This is a genomic window from Brevundimonas fluminis, assembly GCF_003934285.1.
GTDB lineage: Bacteria > Pseudomonadota > Alphaproteobacteria > Caulobacterales > Caulobacteraceae > Brevundimonas > Brevundimonas fluminis.
In genome coordinates, this window is the sequence record NZ_RQWJ01000001.1 from 1 (window position 1) to 17,627 (window position 17,627).

Annotated in this window: 18 protein-coding genes and 1 pseudogene; 12 read left to right on the top strand and 7 right to left on the bottom strand. The window is 71.5% G+C overall.

The genetic code is table 11. The annotated features are described in order from the left end of the window. Window positions 1–331: pseudogene (locus EFJ44_RS00005) on the top strand (phosphoglucosamine mutase); the annotation flags it as partial. Here EFJ44_RS00005 and EFJ44_RS00010 read toward each other — a convergent pair. After that, window positions 328–1,665 carry an FAD/NAD(P)-binding protein gene (locus EFJ44_RS00010; RefSeq protein WP_241209613.1) on the bottom strand — a complete coding sequence of 446 codons (1,338 nt, stop codon included), beginning with the start codon at window positions 1,663–1,665 and terminating at the stop codon, window positions 328–330. The pseudogene EFJ44_RS00005 and the gene EFJ44_RS00010 overlap by 4 nt on opposite strands. Window positions 1,666–1,705: 40 nt before the next feature. Further along, window positions 1,706–3,142 carry a phosphomannomutase/phosphoglucomutase gene (locus EFJ44_RS00015; RefSeq protein WP_125255142.1) on the bottom strand — a complete coding sequence of 479 codons (1,437 nt, stop codon included), beginning with the start codon at window positions 3,140–3,142 and terminating at the stop codon, window positions 1,706–1,708. Window positions 3,143–3,235: 93 nt separating this feature from the next. Here EFJ44_RS00015 and gpmA point away from each other — a divergent pair, with 93 nt between their 5' ends. Genes gpmA through EFJ44_RS00035 form a run of 4 tightly spaced genes read left to right on the top strand, consistent with a single transcriptional unit; the run spans window position 3,236 to window position 7,054 of the window. Continuing rightward, entirely contained in the window at window positions 3,236–3,952 is a 717-nt protein-coding gene (gpmA, locus tag EFJ44_RS00020) for a 2,3-diphosphoglycerate-dependent phosphoglycerate mutase (RefSeq protein ID WP_125255143.1), read from the top strand. Next, a complete protein-coding gene (locus EFJ44_RS00025; protein ID WP_241209614.1) occupies window positions 3,949–4,575 on the top strand; it encodes a bifunctional diaminohydroxyphosphoribosylaminopyrimidine deaminase/5-amino-6-(5-phosphoribosylamino)uracil reductase RibD in 627 nt (208 codons plus the stop codon). Before gpmA ends, EFJ44_RS00025 begins: the two co-directional genes overlap by 4 nt. Window positions 4,576–4,625: 50 nt before the next feature. Further along, on the top strand, window positions 4,626–5,867 hold the full coding sequence (locus EFJ44_RS00030) for a pentapeptide repeat-containing protein (RefSeq protein WP_125255144.1): 1,242 nt from the start codon (window positions 4,626–4,628) through the stop codon (window positions 5,865–5,867). Beyond that, a complete protein-coding gene (locus EFJ44_RS00035) occupies window positions 5,864–7,054 on the top strand; it encodes a pentapeptide repeat-containing protein (protein ID WP_125255145.1) in 1,191 nt (396 codons plus the stop codon). Before EFJ44_RS00030 ends, EFJ44_RS00035 begins: the two co-directional genes overlap by 4 nt. A 62-nt stretch (window positions 7,055–7,116) precedes the next feature. Here EFJ44_RS00035 and EFJ44_RS00040 read toward each other — a convergent pair whose 3' ends face one another. Continuing rightward, window positions 7,117–7,593, bottom strand: coding sequence for an Hsp20 family protein (locus EFJ44_RS00040; protein ID WP_125255146.1), 477 nt, complete (start codon window positions 7,591–7,593; stop codon window positions 7,117–7,119). A 228-nt stretch (window positions 7,594–7,821) separates the two neighbouring features. Between EFJ44_RS00040 and EFJ44_RS00045 the strand changes: the two genes are divergently transcribed. The 3 genes from EFJ44_RS00045 to EFJ44_RS00055 all read left to right on the top strand — a co-directional run bounded on the left by EFJ44_RS00045 (window position 7,822) and on the right by EFJ44_RS00055 (window position 10,618). Then, the gene (locus EFJ44_RS00045) at window positions 7,822–8,553 is read left to right on the top strand and encodes a class I SAM-dependent methyltransferase (protein WP_125255147.1); all 732 of its coding nucleotides are present in this window, start codon (window positions 7,822–7,824) and stop codon (window positions 8,551–8,553) included. Between the two features lie 116 nt (window positions 8,554–8,669). Continuing rightward, window positions 8,670–9,584 (top strand): class I SAM-dependent methyltransferase, encoded by a 915-nt coding sequence (locus tag EFJ44_RS00050; protein WP_241209615.1) that lies wholly within the window; start codon window positions 8,670–8,672, stop codon window positions 9,582–9,584. Next, window positions 9,581–10,618, top strand: a complete 1,038-nt coding sequence (locus EFJ44_RS00055) for an alpha/beta fold hydrolase (RefSeq protein WP_125255149.1) — start codon at window positions 9,581–9,583, stop codon at window positions 10,616–10,618. The genes EFJ44_RS00050 and EFJ44_RS00055 overlap by 4 nt, the downstream gene beginning before the upstream one ends. A 3-nt stretch (window positions 10,619–10,621) precedes the next feature. On the opposite strand, the gene EFJ44_RS00060 is transcribed toward EFJ44_RS00055, so the two are convergent. After that, on the bottom strand, window positions 10,622–11,074 hold the full coding sequence (locus tag EFJ44_RS00060; RefSeq protein WP_420897358.1) for a Fur family transcriptional regulator: 453 nt from the start codon (window positions 11,072–11,074) through the stop codon (window positions 10,622–10,624). Between the two features lie 105 nt (window positions 11,075–11,179). Between EFJ44_RS00060 and EFJ44_RS00065 the strand changes: the two genes are divergently transcribed. Continuing rightward, window positions 11,180–13,213 carry a TonB-dependent receptor domain-containing protein gene (locus EFJ44_RS00065; protein ID WP_125255151.1) on the top strand — a complete coding sequence of 678 codons (2,034 nt, stop codon included), beginning with the start codon at window positions 11,180–11,182 and terminating at the stop codon, window positions 13,211–13,213. Between the two features lie 93 nt (window positions 13,214–13,306). Next, the gene (locus EFJ44_RS00070; protein ID WP_241209616.1) at window positions 13,307–14,110 is read left to right on the top strand and encodes a SapC family protein; all 804 of its coding nucleotides are present in this window, start codon (window positions 13,307–13,309) and stop codon (window positions 14,108–14,110) included. 65 nt (window positions 14,111–14,175) lie between these two features. On the opposite strand, the gene EFJ44_RS00075 is transcribed toward EFJ44_RS00070, so the two are convergent. The 3 genes from EFJ44_RS00075 to phyR form a co-directional block, all read right to left on the bottom strand. Next, window positions 14,176–14,583 carry a hotdog family protein gene (locus tag EFJ44_RS00075; protein ID WP_125255152.1) on the bottom strand — a complete coding sequence of 136 codons (408 nt, stop codon included), beginning with the start codon at window positions 14,581–14,583 and terminating at the stop codon, window positions 14,176–14,178. Window positions 14,584–14,593: 10 nt separating this feature from the next. Beyond that, window positions 14,594–15,610, bottom strand: a complete 1,017-nt coding sequence (locus tag EFJ44_RS00080; protein ID WP_125255153.1) for an NADP-dependent oxidoreductase — start codon at window positions 15,608–15,610, stop codon at window positions 14,594–14,596. A gap of 226 nt (window positions 15,611–15,836) precedes the next feature. Next, window positions 15,837–16,625, bottom strand: coding sequence for an anti-anti sigma factor/receiver protein PhyR (gene phyR, locus EFJ44_RS00085; protein ID WP_125255154.1), 789 nt, complete (start codon window positions 16,623–16,625; stop codon window positions 15,837–15,839). Between the two features lie 175 nt (window positions 16,626–16,800). Here phyR and nepR point away from each other — a divergent pair, with 175 nt between their 5' ends. Beyond that, window positions 16,801–17,022, top strand: a complete 222-nt coding sequence (gene nepR / locus EFJ44_RS00090) for an anti-sigma T factor NepR (RefSeq protein ID WP_241209617.1) — start codon at window positions 16,801–16,803, stop codon at window positions 17,020–17,022. Then, on the top strand, window positions 17,019–17,624 hold the full coding sequence (locus tag EFJ44_RS00095) for a sigma-70 family RNA polymerase sigma factor (protein WP_125255155.1): 606 nt from the start codon (window positions 17,019–17,021) through the stop codon (window positions 17,622–17,624). Before nepR ends, EFJ44_RS00095 begins: the two co-directional genes overlap by 4 nt. Window positions 17,625–17,627 lie beyond the last annotated feature (3 nt).

Below are 17,627 nucleotides of genomic sequence, written 5' to 3' on the forward strand. Positions count from 1 at the left end.
CACCACCGGCGACGGCCTGATGAGCGCCCTGCAGGTGCTGGCGGTGCTGGTCGCCTCGGGACGCAGGATGAGCGACCTCGCCCGACAGTTCGACCCCGTGCCCCAGAAGCTGGTCAACGTCCGCTACGCGGCCGGCAAACCGCTGGAGGACGGGTCTGTGAAGGCCGCCGTGGCCGAGGCCGAGGCGACGCTGACCGCCGGCGGGGGCCGCCTGCTCGTGCGGCCCTCGGGCACCGAGAAGCTGATCCGCGTCATGGCCGAGGGCGACGACGAGGCCCTGGTGAAGCGGATGGTCGATCAGGTCGCCGCCGCGGTGAAGGCGGCGGGCTAGGTCAGAACCGCCGCCAGCGCCTCGATCCGCCTGCGGACGTCCGGCACGGCGATCGTCTCCCAGAAGGCGCCGCGGGCCGGGGGGCCGAGCACGAACAGGGCCGGATCGGGCGCGCCGTCCGCTCCGACCACGCGGCCGGCGTCGTCCAGATCGAGGCCCAGTCCCAGCGGATCCAGCCGCGCCCGGCCGGACTTCAGCAGCGGCGCCGTCAGCGGATCGCGGCGCGGGTCATGCCCGGGACCGGAGCAGTCGATCACCCGATCCACGAGGAGGCCGCGCGGCACGGTCGCGCGCGGCGGCAGCCACTCGACCATGACCTTGTCGCGATCGGCGGGACGGTTCGAATCCATGTCGATCAGGTCGGCCCCCACGGGCGTCGCGCCCGTCACCCGCGCCGCGGACACGGTCAGCCGACCGTCGGCGATCAGGCGGTCGATCCTCGCCGCCACCCCGGGGGCGATCCGGTGACGATGCACGTCCCACCAGGGGCGCAGGTGACGAAACAAGCGGGAGCGAGTCCTGACGTCCGCCGCGCGCCACAGATCGGCGGTGATGGGACGCAGCCCCTCCATGACGCCGCGCCAGCCGTGGTCTCGCGCCCGCAGCCGGGCGGCCGCGAGACGCCGCGAGGCGGGGCCGTCCAGCATCTCCGGCGCGGGCGGCACGGCCGCGTCGTGAACTTCGCCGTGGGCGCGCGGCAACAGTCCCCGCGGCGAGAAGGCGCGCATAGTCCCCGTCCAGCCCCGCGCCTCCAGCGCCAGCGCGACGTCGACCATGGTCAGCCCCGTGCCGATGACGGCGATCGTCTCGTTCGATTCGACGGCGTCCAGCGCGCCGGGCGCCCAGGGATCGCGGGTGACCCGCTCCAGCCCGTCTCGGGCCGTGTTCGGCGCCGGATTGCCGGTGGCCAGAACCACCGCCCGGCCCGCGCGGCGCCGACCGTCGTCCAGCACCACGTCCGCGCCGTCGATCGCGGCGACGCGCCCATGGACCATGTCGATCATACCCGGATGCGCCGCTTCGACCGAAGCCAGCCGATCCGCGACGTAGCGGCCATACAGGCCGCGCGGCGCGAACCCCCCGGGGTCGGCGTGCTCCGGCGCATGGGACCGCAGCCAGCGCACGAAGGCCTCCGGCCGATCCTCGACCGCGCTCATCCGCGCCGAGCGCACGTTCAGCACATGGCCGTCGAAGTCGGTGGAATAGGCGACGCCCCGCCCGAATCGCCCGGTCGCGTCGATCAGGACGGACCCCTGTCCTGACTCGGCCAGCCGCGCCGCCAGCATGGCGCCGGAGAAGCCTCCGCCGACGATCAGGATGGGCGCGCGCGTCACCGGGACTCCATGGACGGCCGTCGGGCCGCGGTCAAAGGGCTCAAACTTCCTGATTGAAGGCGCCGATCTCGGGATGGCCCGCCAGCCGGGGCTTCACGGCCTCATGGAACAGGGCGCGCATGTCGTCCTGCGACCGCAGGCTCTCGACCACCACCACCAGTTCCGGCTTGTTCGAGGAGGCCCGGACCAGCAGCCAGGATCCGTCCTCCAGCTTCACCCGGGCGCCGTTGATGGTCGCCACGTCCACGATGCGCCGGCCGAGGATCTCGCGACCCGCCGCCCGGTCGGCCTGGAACTCCGCCGTAAGTCGGGCGACCACCTCGTACCTGGCCTCGTCGGGGCAGTGCGGGCTCATGGTGAGGCTGGTCCACGCCGGGGCCAGGTCCTCGCGCAGGTCGGACAGCGGCCGTCCCGCCCGGGCCACAAGATCCATCACCAGCCCGGCCGTCGCCACGCCGTCGTCATAGCCCCGGCCCAACGGCGGGGCCGGGAAGAAGTGACCCGACTTCTCGAACCCCATCAGGGCCCCCGTCGCGGCCACTCGCCGTTTCATGTGGCTGTGCCCCGTCATCCACCAGTCGACCGTGCAGCCGTGGGCGGCCAGCACCGGATCCGTGTCGAACAGGCCGGTGGACTTCACGTCCACGACGAAGCGCGCGCCCGGATGATCGGCCGCGAGACCGCGCGCCAGAAGCAGACCCATCTTGTCGGCGAAGATCGGCTCGCCCCGGTCGTCGACCACGCCGCAGCGGTCGCCGTCGCCGTCGAAGCCCAGGCCGAGGTCGGCGCCCGTCTCCACGACCCGGCGGCTGATCTCCGCCAGCATCTCGCGATCTTCCGGATTCGGATCGTAGCGGGGGAAGGTCCAGTCGAGATCGCAGTCCATCTCGATGACCTCCGCCCCCATCGCACGCAGGGCGGCGGGGGCGAAGGCGCCCGCCGTGCCGTTGCCGCAGGCGCAGACGACCTTCAGCCGGCGGTCCAGCCGCACCCGCGACGCCAGATCGGCGATCCAGGCTTCCGCCAGGCCTTCGACCCGTTCGACGGATCCGCCGGGTGAGCCTTCGCCGCCGCCGGCCAGCGCGAGGGCCTTGAGCGCCGCCATGTCGTCGGGGCCGAAGGTGAGGGGCGGCTCGAGCCCCACCTTCACTCCCGTCCAGCCGTTGGGATTGTGGCTGGCGGTGACCATGGCCACGCCCGGCACGTCCAGCCAGATCTGGGCGAAATAGGCCATGGGCGTCAGGCACAGACCGACGTCGAGCGCCGTCATCCCGCCCGCGACCAGCCCCTCGACCAGGGCGGACTTCACCGCCTCCGAACAGGACCGCCAGTCATGGCCGACGACGGTCCGGGAGATGCCGCGGGCGCGGGCCAGGGACGCGAACGCCCGGCCCACCGTCCGCATCCCGTCGGCGTCGACCTGATCGCCCCACAGCCAGCGGGCGTCGTACTCTCGGAAACCGGTCGGGTGCAGCATGCGTCCCGCTTAGCAGGCGGCGGCGTCCGGGCAAGCGCGGCTTGACCCGGCCGGACCCGGGTCCTACCCCGAGCCGACTGAACGGAGACGCCCATGCCCCGCCTCGTCCTGCTGCGCCACGGCCAGAGCCAGTGGAACCTCGAAAACCGCTTCACCGGCTGGGTTGACGTCGACCTGACCGACAAGGGCGAGGCCGAGGGCCGGCGCGCGGGCGAACTGCTGGCCCAGGGCGGGTTCCGTCCCGCCGTCATGTTCACGTCGGTGCTGACCCGGGCCAAGCGGACGGGCGCTCTGGCACTCCAGACCGCAGGACTGAAGGACGTGCCCGTCGTCGCCGACTGGCGACTCAACGAGCGTCACTACGGCGGGCTGACGGGACTGAACAAGGCCGAGACGGCGGAGACGCACGGCGAGGACCAGGTCAAGGTCTGGCGCCGCAGCTACGACGTCCCGCCCCCGCCGCTGGAGCCGGGCGGCGAGTTCGATTTCGCCGCAGACGCCCGTTATGCCGGTCAGGACATTCCGGCCACGGAAAGCCTGAAGACCACGCTGGAGCGGGTCGTGCCCTATTGGGACGCCGAGATCGCGCCGCGCCTGAAGGCCGGCGAGGACGTTCTGATCGCCGCCCACGGCAACTCGCTTCGAGCCATCGTCAAACACCTCTTCGACGTCCCGAACGACCGGATCGTGGAGGTGGAGATTCCGACGGGCAATCCGCTGGAGATCGATCTGGACGCCGACCTGAAGCCGGTCGCCGCGCGCTATCTGGACGCGGAGCGGGCGACGCCCCTGCCGGAGATCGCCGCGTGACCGCCGCGAAGGACGAGGTCTGGATGGCCCGGGCCGTGGAGCTGGCGACCGCCCGCATGGGCCGGACCTGGCCGAACCCGGCGGTCGGCTGCGTCATCGTCAGGGACGACCGGGTGATCGCCGAGGCCGCCACCGCCGACGGCGGCCGCCCCCACGCCGAGGAGCAGGCCGTGCCGGCCGCGGGCGAGGCCGCGCGCGGCGCGACCGCCTACGTCACCATGGAGCCGTGCGGCGCCCGGTCGTCCGGCCGCACCTCCTGTTCGAAATTCCTGCTGGAGTCCGGCGTGACCCGCGTCGTCGTGGCGGCCGTGGACCCCTCGCCCTTCGCGGCGGGCCGCGGCATCGAAAAGCTGCGCGCGGCGGGGCTGGAGGTGGAGACGGGCGTCCTGGCCGACCGGGCGGCGGTCCTCTACGAAGGCTATCTGCATCGCGTCGAGACGGGACGGCCGCTGGTCCGTCTGTCGGAGGACGGTGAGGGCTTCGACGCCCGCTTCGCGGCCTCGCCGAAGGCCGACCTGACCACCGAGCTCAAACGCCTGGGCGAGGCCGGCTACACCCGCGTCTGGGTAGGGCCCGGCGAACTGGCCGACGCGCTTTCCGAGCAGGGCCTCCTGACGGTCTGAAGGGCCGGAGTTCCAACGCTTTTTTAAGTCTGTTTCGTCACTCTGGCGGGATGGGGGAAGCCGCCCGCACCATCGAGAGACGTCGCCTGACGCAGGAGGAGCTGGACGCCGTCTGCGCCCGGCACGACCGGCTGTGGCAGGCGCGGCCCGGCGGCGCCCGCGCGGTCTTCGCCTGGACGGATCTGTCCGGCCTGAGCCTGAAAGGCCGCAATCTGGCCGACGCCGACTTCTCGGCCGCCGCCATGATCGGCTGCGACCTGACCGGCGCGCGGCTGGACAACGCCACCTTCTTCGGCACGGATCTGCAGGACGCGACGCTGGTCGACGCCAGCCTGCGCCGGGCCGATCTGCGCGGCGCCTGCCTGCGCGGCGCGGACCTGTCGGGCGCGGACCTGTTCGAGGCCGACCTGCGCGAAGGCGCCATCGCCTCGGCCGACGCGGACAAGGGCTATCGCATCGTGGAGGCGCGCAGCCGCGATCTTGACGACGTCACCCAGGCCCACGGCGCCTGTCTGGTCGGCGCCAACCTGCAGCGGTCGAAGATGGCGGGAGTCATCGCCATCCGTGCCGACTTCACCGACGCGGTGATGAAGGACTGCAAACTGGTGCGGGCCAATCTGAAGCAGGCCAGCTTCCGCGGCGCCGATCTGGCGGGCGCCGATCTGTCGGGCGCGGATCTTTCAGGGGCCGACCTGCGCGACGCGGTGCTGGTGGGCGTCACCGCCGCCCTTTGGCGCACGGACGGGGCCAACATGGACGGCGCCCTGACCGACGACCGGTCCGGCGCGGCGCCGGTCAGCCGCATGCCCGCCGCCGAAATGCTGCGCGAGCACGCCGCCTGGTGCGAGACCGGAGGAGCCGAAGGTCGGCCGTCGGTCTTCGACGGCGTCGACCTGCGGGCCCTGCGCTCCATCGGGGGCCTGAACCTGACGGCCCTGTCGGCCCGCGGCGCCGTCTTCTACGGCCTGGACATGGAAGGGGTGCAGCTGCAGGGCGCCCATCTCGAGAACGCCGACCTCCGGGCCACCAACCTGCGCGGCGCCGACCTGCGCGGCGCCCGTCTGGCCGGAGCGCGCCTGAACGGCGCCGACCTGCGCGAGGCCCAGCTGGGACCCTTGATGATCGCCGCCGACCGCCTTCTGCCCGCGGACCTGAGCCGTGCGTGCCTGCGCGGCGCCGACCTGTCGCGCGCCGACCTGCGCCGCGCCGTTCTGGACGGCGCGGACCTGAAGCGCGCCCGGCTGGACGGGACCCAGGGCCTGACCCCGCCGCAGACCGGAGCCGCCGCATGACCTTCGCCCGTCGCGAACTGGGACAGGGCGACCTGGACATGCTGATGGCCGCGCACGAGCGGCTGGTTCAGGGGCGGGCCGGAGGCCGTCGGCTGGCCCTGAAATTCATGGACCTGCGCGGTCGCGACCTGCGGGGGCGCAACCTGTCCGACGCCGATTTCAGCGGCTGCACCCTGGAGGGCGCGAAATTCGCCGGGGCCGATCTGAGCCGGGCCGTCTTCTTCTGCTGCGACCTCAAGGGCGCCGACTTCTCGGACGCCAACCTGACCCGGGCCGATCTGAGGGGCGCCTGTCTGCGCGGCGCGACCCTTCATCGGGCGGACCTGTCGAAGGCGGACTTCCGCGAGGGCGTCATCGCCATTCCCCACGCCACCAAGGGGCTGGCCCAGGTCAAGCACGAGGCCCGCAAGGGCGTGGCCGACGGGGCCAGCTTCTCCGGCGCGCGACTGGACGGCGCCGATCTGGAGGGATTCTCGGCCTTCAAGACCGACTTCACCGACTGCGCCATGAACGGGACGGTGCTGACGGGGGCCAATCTGAAGGAGGCGGACCTGTCCGGGGCCATCATGAACGGCGCGGACGTGGGCGGGGCCAATCTGGCCGGCGCCAAGCTGATCGGCGCCGTCCTGACGGGCGTGGCCATCGACCGGGCTCGCATGGAGAAGACCGACCTGACCGGCTCGCTGCGCGAACCGACCTCCGAGGCCATGGCCAGGGTCAAGGACCTGCACGAGCGCGCGCTGGACGGCAACGCCTGGGCCGAAAGCGGCGGCGTGCTGGGCGCTCCGGCCGTGTTCGACGGCGAGGATCTGCGCCCCCTGGCCAGCCGGCTGAAGGGGCTGAAATTGCCCGCCATGAGCGCGCGGGGCGCCTGCATGGTCGGCGTCGATCTGGCGGGGGTGGCGCTGCAGGGCGCCAATCTGGAAGGAGCCGACCTACGCGGCGCCGACCTGCGCGGCGCGGATCTGCGGGGCGCCCGGCTGGGCGGCGCCCTGCTCAATCAGGCCGACCTTCGCGGCGCGGACCTGTCGCCGCTGCCGCTCGGCGCCGGACGCTGCCTGCCGGCCGACCTTCGCAAGGCCAGCCTGCGCTACGCCCGTCTGGAGGGCGCCGTGCTGACCGGCGCCCAGACCGATGGCGCGGACTTCAGCGGCGCCGACCGGCCGGACCTCGAAGCCGTGGCCTGAGCCTGAAAAAAAAGGGACGGCGTTTCCGCCGCCCCCTCGGGCCGTCCGGCCGGAAGAACCGCTTACGCGACCTTCTTGCCGGATTTCTCCGCCTTGCCCTCGATCAGGGCCGAGCCGCCCGTGCCGATGGCGATGGTGCGGGGCTTCAACGCCTCCGGCAGTTCGCGGGCCAGGTCGATGGTCAGCAGACCGTGGGCCAGGTCGGCGTTCTTGACGACGACGTAGTCGGCCAGTTGGAAGCGGCGCTCGAAGTCGCGCTCGGCCAGACCGCGGTGCAGGAAGGTCCGCTCGACGCCGTCGTCGTTGGCCGTCTTGCGGCCGGTGACGGTCAGCAGGTTCTCCTTGACCTCGACGTTCAGCTCTTCCGGGCTGAAGCCGGCCACGGCGACCTCGATGCGGTACTGGTTCTCGCCGGTCGACTGGATGTTGTAGGGCGGCCAGCCCTGCTCGCTGGTGCGCGCGGCGCTTTCCAGCATGGCGGCCAGCCGGTCGAAGCCGACGGCGGAACGATAGAGGGGGGTGAAGTCGAAGGTACGCATGATCAGCCTCCTGATGGGTCAGCAAGGGTGAGCCGCCCGGCGATTTTGCCCGGACGGCGGGGATGCGGCCCGATCGACCCCGTGTCGGGCGTCGTTCGGTCCGGAAGGCCCGACGATCGGCGCCCTCGGGGACGGATTTGGGAAGCGCATCGGGTGCGTCAAGAGGCGCCTGTCGCGGCTCGCGATCCGGCTCTAGAGAGGAGCCATTCCACGGACCGGAGACGACCCATGCGCCTGACCGCCCTCGCCGCCCTCGCCGTCGCCCTGACCCTGCCGGTCGCCGCCTGCGCCCAGGCCCCCGACGACGCCGCCCTGCGCGCCGCCGTCGCGTCGGAAACCCGTCCCGCCGCGGACCGTGCCCGCGACGGCGCCCGTCATCCGTACGACAGCCTGACGTTCTGGGGCCTGAAGCCGGGCCTGACCGTGGTCGAGATCCAGCCCGGCGCGGCCGGCTGGTGGCGCAACATTCTGGAGCCCTACGCCGCCGCGACGGGCGGGACCTACGTTCCCGTCGACCGGGTGAACGACGGGCTGGGCGTGGCCGACGGCTCGGCGGACATGGTGCTGGTCGCCCGCGCCTTCCACAACTGGCATCGCGGCGGCCGCACCGACGCCCTGATGGGCCAGTTCTTCGCCGTCCTGAAGCCCGGCGGCGTGCTGGCGGTCGAACAGCACCGCGCGCCCGAGGGGTCCGACCCCGACGCCACCGCCCCGAACGGCTACGTCTCGGAGGCCTACGTCATCGCCGCGGCCGAAAAGGCGGGCTTCGTGCTGGAGGACCGCAGCGAGCTGAACGCCAATCCGAAGGACGACCGCGACCATGCCTGCGGCGTGTGGACCCTGCCGCCGACGCGTCGTGGGCCTGAACAGGGCTGCCAGATCACGCCGGAGCAACGCGCGGAATACGACGCGATCGGCGAGAGCGACCGGATGACGCTGCGCTTCCGCAAGCCCGCCTGACCCGCGTCGTCCCGCTTTGACCCACGCCGCGAAGCCCTCTAAGCCGGTCGCTTCGGCGGGCGGCCCGGGCCTCCGCCGCGGCCAGCAGGGAACCGGCCATGGGTGACGGGGCGAGAGTGGGACGCACGGTCCCGGGCGGAGCACGCTCCGGTCCGGCGCGCCGCGCCCTGCTGACCGGCGCCGCGGCCCTGGCTCTGGCGGGTCTGGCCGGCTGCGGCCGCCGCGAGGAGAAGGCCGCCGAACCCGACGCTCCGGACGGCCCCCCGCGCGGCACGCTGGAATGGGCCGTCGCCGGCGCCTGGCGCGCGCAGGACCGCATCCGCGACGAGCATCGCCACCCGATGGAGACGCTGCGCTTCTTCGGCCTGCAGCCGCGAATGACGGTGGCGGACTTCTGGCCCGGAACGGGCTGGTACACGGAGATCGTCGCGCCCTATCTCAAGGAAGGCGGCGGCAAGTACGTGGCGGTCGGCTTTCAGTCCGGCGCAGGGGCCGACCCCGCGCAGGTGGCGGTCAACGGCGCCTATCAGCAGCGTTTCGGCGCTGACCGGCGCCTCTACGGGGAGATCGTCTTCTCCGAGTTCGGGCCGACCAGCGGGCCAGTGGCCGAGGCCGGATCGGTGGACATGGTCCTGTTCATGCGGACCCTGCATTCCTGGATGGCCGCCGGGATCGCCGAGAAGGCCTTCGCCGACGCCTTCGCCGCCCTGCGCCCCGGCGGGATCCTCGGCGTCGAGCAGCATCGCCTGGGCCCCGAGGAGGACCAGGACCCGGTCGCCGCCAGCGGCTACGTCCAGGAGGCCTTCGTGCGTCAGCTGGCGGCCGAGGCCGGCTTCGTCTTCGTGGCGGCCTCCGAGGTCAACGCCAATCCCGAGGACGACAAGGACCATCCTTTCGGCGTCGAAACCCTGCCCCCTCGCCTGCTCACCGCGCCCGTCGGGGAGCCGCCGGACCCCGATTTCGATTCCGCGCCCTTCGCCGCGATCGGCGAGAGCGACCGCATGACCTTGAAGTTCAGGAAGCCCGAGTGAGCCGAGCCGCCGCCTATGCCGCCAATGCCCCGCTGATGGGCGTGCCCGGGGCCGCCTCTCCGCCCGGCGGCGAGGGCTCGTGGTACCGCGGGGCCGGCGGCCTGCGCCTGCGCGCGGCCTTCTGGCGCCCGACCGCGCTGATGGGGTCGAAGCCGCGCGGCACCGTGGTTCTGAGCCCCGGCCGCACCGAGCCGATCGAGAAATATTTCGAACTGATCGGCAATCTGACGGCGCGCGGCTGGTGCGTGCTGGCGCATGACTGGCGCGGCCAGGGCCTGTCCGCCCGCCTGCTGCCGGACCGGCTGAAGGGACACGCCCGCGCCGTCGAGGAATATCTGGACGATTTCGCCCGCCTGCTGGACGCTTGGGAGTCCGTCGCGCCCAGGCCCTGGGTCATGGTCGGCCATTCCATGGGCGCGGCGCTGAACCTGGCCACGCTGGAACAGGGCGAGACGCGCTTCTCCGGCGCCCTGCTCAGCGCGCCCATGCTGAAGATCCGGACCGGCAAGCGGTCGATGTGGTCGGTCAAACTCGCCGTCAGATGGAACCTGCGGCACGGCAAGGCGGCGGACTATGTGCTGGACGATCCGGACGATCCGTTCGAGCACACGTTCGAGAAGGACGCCCTGACCTCCGACGAGGCGCGCTACGAGCTGTGGCGGCAGCAGCTCTACGCCTGCCCGCATCTGGCCGTGGGCGGCCCGACCTGGGGCTGGCTGGCCTTCGCAATCGACCTAGGCGAGCGCACCTTGAAGCCCAAGGCCTTGAAGTCGGTGAAAATTCCGGTCTGCGTCGTCCAGCCGGGCGACGACGACCGCGTCTGGAAGCTGACCAACAAATGGGCGACCAAGCGCATGGGCCGGGGCCGCTACGTCGAGGTTCCGGGCTCAAAACACGAGGTCATCATGGAGACGGACGATCTGCGCGCCGTCTTCCTGAACGAGTTCGACGCCCTGGCCGCCTACGTCTCGCCGGTCGAGGATCTGTCGCCGATCCCCGAGCCGGCGCCGCCCGCCACCGTCGAGGTCGCCTGAGGCTCAGGCGTCCGGTCGGCACCGGGCGCACAGGCCGTGCGCCTCGACCGTCGCCCGCTGGATGACGAAGCCGAGATCGCCCGCCGACCCCGCCAGCTGGGCGCCCGCCCCCGCCGGCACCTCGGCCGTGGCCCCGCAGCAGTCGCAGATCAGGAACGCCGCAGCATGCTCGGCCCGATCGTGCGAACAGGCGACGTAGGCGCTGAGCGAGGCGATGCGGTGCGCCAGGCCCCGACGCTCGAGGAACTCCAGCGCGCGGTAGACGGTCGGCGGCTTGGCGGCCTCGCCGTCGCGGCCGTAGGCGGCGATCAGGTCATAGGCCTTCACCGGCTCGCCCGCCGCCAGCAGCAATTCCAGCACCCGCCGACGCGGCGCGGTCATGCGCTCGCCGTCGAGTCCGCAGGCGGCTTCGGCCGCGTCCAGCGCCGCGCGCACGGCCGCAGGCTTCATCCCCATCTGCGCGTGATCGTGGCCGCATCCGTCCATGCCCCTCAGCTAAGGCGTGTTCCGCCTGCGGGCAACCGCTTGACGGGTCGTGATGTTATCTCATAACACTCCCTCATGACCCATTCGCGCCTCTCGCTCGCCCTCACCGTCTCCGCCGTCGCCCTCCTCCCCGGCGTCGCCATGGCCCAGGACCCCGACGCCCCCGCCACGCGGGTGGACGACATCGTCGTCACGGCCGCCCCTTACGGCGTGGCGCGGCAGGCGACCAACATCGCCGTCGACGTGCTGGACGAGGAGGCGCTGACGACCGCGCCGTCCGGGTCTCTCGGCGACGTCCTGAACGGCCTGCCGGGCGTGCGCACCACGGCCTTCGCCGCCGGCGCCGGCCGGCCGGTGATCCGCGGCCTTGCGGGGCCGCGCGTGCAGGTCCTGACCAACGGCCTCGGCCTGATCGACGCCAGCAGCCTGTCGCCCGACCACCAGGTCGCCGCCGATCCCGGCGAGGCCACCCGCATCGAGGTTCTGCGCGGCCCCCAGACCCTGGCTTTCGGCGGTTCCGCCATCGGCGGCGTGGTCAACGTCATCGACGGCCGCATCGCGGACGAGCGGCCGGAAGGCGGCGCCGACGGCCGCGTCTGGGCCCAGACCTCGACGGTCGACGACGGCCTGACCTTCGGCGCCCGCGGCGCCTTCTCGGCCGGTCCCCTGGTCTTCACCGTCGACGGTCTGCGCCGCGAGGCCGGCGATTACGACATCCCCGTGCCGGCCGAGTCCCGGCGCCAGCTGGAGGCCGAGGGCGAGACCTATGAGGACACCGGCGGCACGACGCTGGAGAACAGCTTCGTCGACCTGTCGGCCTTCGGCGCGGGCGTGTCGTGGATCGGCGACTGGGGCTTCCTCGGCGGTTCGGTGAAGCGCACCGAGACGGACTACGGCGTGCCCGGCCATGAGCATGAGCACGAACCGCTGGCCCCGCCGCATGACGAGGAGCCCGTCACCATCGGTCTGGAGCAGACCCGGTACGACGTCCGCGGCGAGCTGCGTCTGCCCTCCGGTCCGTTCGCGCGTCTTCGCGGCGGCGCGGCCTACGCGGACTACACCCACACGGAGTTCGAGGGGGACGAGGTCGGCACGGTCTTCACCTCCGAGGGGGTCGAGGGCCGACTGGAACTTGTCCAGGTGCGCCGCCGCGGCTGGGACGGCGCGATCGGCGTGCAGGGCCTGAAGCGCGACTTCGACGCCCAGGGCGACGAGGCCTACGTGCCCGCCACCGACATCTCGGAACTCGGCGTCTACACCCTGCAACGGCTGGACTACGGCGGCTGGGGTCTGGAGGGCGGGCTGCGCTTCGACTCGCGCGAGCTGGACAGCGTCGCCGGGACGCGGGACTTCTCGACGGTGTCCGGCTCGATCGGCGCCTATTTCAAGCCCACGGACGCCCTGTTCCTCGGGCTCTCGGTCTCGCGCAACGGCCGGGCGCCGACCGAGGCCGAGCTGTTCGCCGACGGCCCGCACGTGGCCACCCGGGCCTATGAGGTCGGCGACGCCGACCTGGGCGAGGAGGAGGTCACCTCGCTGGAAGGCGCCCTGCACTGGGACCGCGGTCCCTTCACCGTCGACCTGCACGTCTTCAACGCCGACTACGACGGCTTCATCGACCTGGTTCCGACCGGGGTCGAGGACGTCGACAGCGAGCTGGAGATCTTCCAGTACGTCCAGACCGACGCCACCTTCCGCGGTCTGGAGGTCGAACTGGCCTATCGTGCGTGGGAACGCGGCACGGACTCCCTGACCCTGGAGCTGGGCTACGACACGGTGCGGGGCGAGACCGATCTGGGGCCGCCCGCCCGCATTCCGCCGTGGTCGCTCAGCGGCCGCGCCGAGCTGGAATGGGGTCCGTGGACCGTCCGCGGACAGGTCCGGCACGTGGGCGAGCAGACCCGCGTCGCGGCCTTCGAACTGCCGACCGACGCCTACACCACGGCCGACCTGTATGTGGGCTGGTCGCCGCGGGAGGACGGGCTGATCCTGTTCGCCGAGGCCCGGAACCTGACCGACGAGGAGGTGCGCGAACACACCAGCTTCCTCAAGGATCTGGCTCCCTCGCCCGGCCGCAATCTGCGCGTCGGCGCGGCCTACCGCTTCTGAGGGACTCCCCCGCCGGGCGGCCCCGTTTGCCGCCCGCGCGGGCATGGGATAGAAGGCCCGCCTTCCGCCACCTTCCAGAGCGTTTCCGCCTCCATGACCGACACCACCATGCAGACCGGCCAGATGACCGGCCAACTCGCCGGCACCGTCCTGTTCTACGGCAAGCCCGAACCCCTGTCGGTCGAGAACCACGGCGCCCTGGGCGTGTCGCCCACCGATCGTCCCTACGAGTTCGTCGCGAAGTCGCACATCGTGCCGCTGACCGTCACCGAGTTCGCCCCGGCCGCCCTGGCCTATCCGGTCATCTTCGTCGGCGAGCAGCGCCAGCCCGTCGCCGTCATGGGGCTGCGTCCCGACCAGAACCTGTTCGTCGAGAACGGCCTGTTCAAGCCGGACGCCTACATCCCCGCCTACGTCCGCCGCTATCCCTTCGTCTTCGCCAACGACGAGACCCAGCAGCGCCTGATCCTGTGCGTCGATCGCGACGCCCCGTTCGTCAAGGAAGGCGGCGCCCAGCCCCTGTTCGAGGACGGCCAGCCCAGCGCCTTCACCAAGCAGGCGATGGACTTCTGCAACAGCTTCGAACAGGAACGCCTGCGGACCGAGTCCTTCGTCGCCCTGCTGAAGGAGCTGGACCTGCTGGAGACGCGCGAAGCGACCTTCACCCCGCGCGACGCCAGCGGCCAGCCCGCCGGCGAGGTGCAGAAGATCGCCGAGTATTACGCCGTCTCCGAGGACAAGCTGCGCGGTCTGTCGGCCGAGAAGCTGGTCGAGCTGCGCGACAACGGCGCCCTGGGCCAGATCTACGCCCACCTGACGTCGCTGCAGGGCTGGGACCGCCTGATCGCCCTGACCTTCGCCAAGGCCGCCGCGACGCCGGCCGTGGCCAACGCCTGATCCGGGTTCGCCTCTTCGGGTGACGCAGACGGCGGCCGCGAGGCCGCCGTTTCGCGTTTCGGCCCCTAGCGTCGGGCGAACACCGTCCGCGTCAGGCAGGAAAAGACCAGCCGCCCGCCCTCGTCCAGCAGATCGTGCTGGGCGATGACGATGCCCTTGTCGTCGCCGACGGGGTCCTTGCCCATCACGGTCATGCGGCCGCGCAGCAGCTCTCCGGTCGGCGGATTGCGCATGAACCTCAGCCCGTCGACCGCCAGGATCTTCGACTGGGCCCAACCGCGCGCCTTGTCGCCGAACAGCCGGCTCCACAGGACGTAGACGAGGGCGTCGGGCGCGCCCGCCTCGAAGTCCCAGCCCGGCACGAAGCGCTCCGCGAAGCCCGCGACCATCTCCGCGTCGGCGGCGCAGGCGCCCAGCGGGATCACCTCGCCGGTGGACAGATCCTCATAGTGGACGTGCAGCGGCTCGGTCATTCGCCCTCGTTCAGGGTTCTTCGGACACCCGGACCAGCAGCTTGCCGTCGTGAGACCCGGTGAACAAGCGGTTCAGGCTGTCGACCGCGCCTTCCAGCCCGTCGTCGACGTGCACCTTCCACTTCACCCGCCCATCGGCCAGCATCGGCCCGAGTCCGGCGACCATCTCCTTCGCGCGGGGCGAATAGTCCATGACCAGGAAGCCCTGGACCCTCAGCCGGTGGGTGATCATCCGTCCGAAGTCGGGCGTCGGCGGGCGTTTGGTGGCGTTGTAGGCCGAGATCAGCCCGCACACCGCCATGCGGCCATGGACCTTCAACCGGTTGAAGACGGCGATCATGATGTCGCCGCCGACGTTCTCGAAATTCATTTCGACGCCGTCGGGCGCCAGCCGGTCCAGCGCCGCCCCGACGTCCTCGTTCTTGTAGTCGATCGCCGCGTCGAATCCGAGCTCGTCGGTCAGCCAGCGGCACTTGTCCGGGCCCCCGGCGATGCCGATGACCCTCGCCCCGTGGGCCTTCGCCACCTGACCCGCGATCGAGCCCACGGCCCCGGCGGCGGCGGAGATCACGATCGTCTCGCCGGCCTTCGGCTGCAGCACGTCGGTGACGCCGAACCACGCCGTCATGCCGGTCATGCCCATGACCGACATGTTCGCCGTCAGCGGCAGGCCGGGCACGCGATGCACGCGCGAGGCGGCGGTCGCGTCGACCACGGCCTGATCGGCCCAGCCTCCGGCAGCCGTCGTGACCAGATCGCCCACGGCGAAGCGGTCCGACCGGCTCTCCTCGACCACGCCGAGGGTCAGACCCCGCATCACGTCGCCCAAGCCGACCGGCGGAAGATAGCCGGGGGTGTCGTTCATCCAGGTCCGGTTGGTGGGATCCAGCGACAGGTAGATGGTCCGGACCCGCACCTGACCCTCGCCGAGGTCCGGCAGCGTCGTCCGCACGAGTTCCAGATCGCCCTCCTGGATCAGGCCCTGGGGCCGGCGGCGAAGAACCCACTGGCGGCTGGCGGTCGACATGGCGATCTCCTGAGTTGCTTTTCGCCACGGACCTTAGCCGGGGCCGGGCGCGAGGCAAAGAAAAAGGGCGGATCGTTGCCGATCCGCCCTGAGGTCGCATCATCGAGAATGAGGTGCGGAGGCGACAGACCGGATCTCTCCGGTCTCGTGTCGGGGGGGCGTCGCCGCCTCCGCAAATCGAAAATGCCCGATGCGATTCGCGGTTCCCGCGCCGGGCGACTTTTTTTCAGGCCGCCTCTTTCTGGCGCGCCGGATGGAAGAACAGGGCCTGGCTGATGGCCGCCTTCACCGTCTCGGGCTGGAACGGCTTGGTGATCAGGAAGGTCGGCTCGGGCCGCTCGCCGGTGAGCAGGCGCTCGGGGAAGGCGGTGATGAAGATCACGGGCACGTCGAAGCGCTTCAGGATGTCCTTGACCGCGTCGATGCCCGACGAGCCGTCGGCCAGCTGGATGTCGGCCAGGACCAGGCCCGGGCGGTGGCGGGCGACGGCGTCGACGGCCTCATCATGGGTGGTGGCCGTCGCCGTCACTCGGTGGCCCAGCTCCTTCACCAGACTCTCGATGTCGGCCGAGATGATGGCCTCGTCCTCGATGATCAGGACGTCGGTCGCCAGTTCGGCGTCGATGTCGGCCTGGGCCTCGGCGATCAGGCCTTCGACCGCGTGCGGGTCGGCGCCGAGAATCTGGGCCGCCTCCGACGGCGTGAAGCCCTCCAGGGCCGTCAGCAGGAAGGCCTGCCGCGAGCGGGGCGAGATGCGCATCAGCCGCTGACCGGCGTCGGTCTCGTCGGCCTGGACCGGCTCCAGCTGCGCGCCGGTCGTCGACCAGATGGCGTGGAAGACGTGGTACAGGGCGACGCGCGGCGTCATCTCCGGAGACAGCTGGCGTTCGCCCGCGGCCAGCGCCTCCAGCGCCACGCGGACGTAGTTGTCGCCGGTCGCCTGGTCGCCGGTCAGGGCGCGGGCGTAGCGGCGGACGTAGGGCAGGTGCGGCGCGAGTCTGGCCAGAAGGCTCATTATGGAAGATCCCCGACGTGGATGCTTCGCCGGAACGAAGCGGGTTGCGACCACATTGAACGTGGGATCAAGGCCACGGTTCCGCCAGCCGTTCGCCTGAACTCGACATTTCCGTCGGCGTGGCGGAACCCGCGGGGCCGCCCCACGTTGAGCGGGTTCGGAACGGGGCGGCGTGATGCCGAAAGACATGAGCGAAGACAAAGGCGCATCGCGAAAACGCGGCGAAACTGCGCGGAAGGAACCCAGGTTGGAAGAGGCCCGACTGCGCCAGCAGGCGATCGGCGTGCGCCTGCGGCACATGTTCGAGGAAGTGGTGAACGAGCCGGTTCCCGACGATTTCCTGGAGATCCTGCGGCGCGCGGACGACAAGGGCGGTCCCGAGGGCGGGCGCTCGTGAGGGGTTCGACTGCGCCGAAGCCGCCGTCCAGCGACGACGAGGGCTTCAAGAAACAGCTGGTCACGCTGATCCCTCACCTGCGCGCCTTCGCGCGCACCCTGACGGGCGACGCCACGGCGGCCGACGACCTGGCTCAGGACGCCCTGATGAAGGCTTGGGACGCCCGGGCCAGCTATCAGATGGGCACCAACATGAAGGCCTGGACCTTCATGATCCTGCGCAACCAGTTCTACTCGGAGAAGCGCCGGTCGTGGCGCCAGTCGCAACTGGATCAGGAAGCGGCGGAGCGCACCCTCGTGGCCGTCGACGACCCTGAGGCCCCCGTGGCTCTCGACGAACTTCGTCAGGCGCTCGACGCCCTGCCGGCGGAACAGCGCGAGGCGCTGATCCTCGTCGGCGCGGGCGGCTTCGCGTACGAGGAGGCGGCCGAGATCTGCCAGTGCGCCGTCGGCACCGTGAAGAGCCGCGTCTCGCGGGCCCGCAAATCCCTTCTGGGCATTCTGGAGAGCGGCGGTTACGCCCGGGACGGCCGCGCGGCCGGCGACGCCATGCGCTCCATCCTCGCCGACGCCGACCGCCTGAGCGGCCCCCTGCGGACCTGAGCG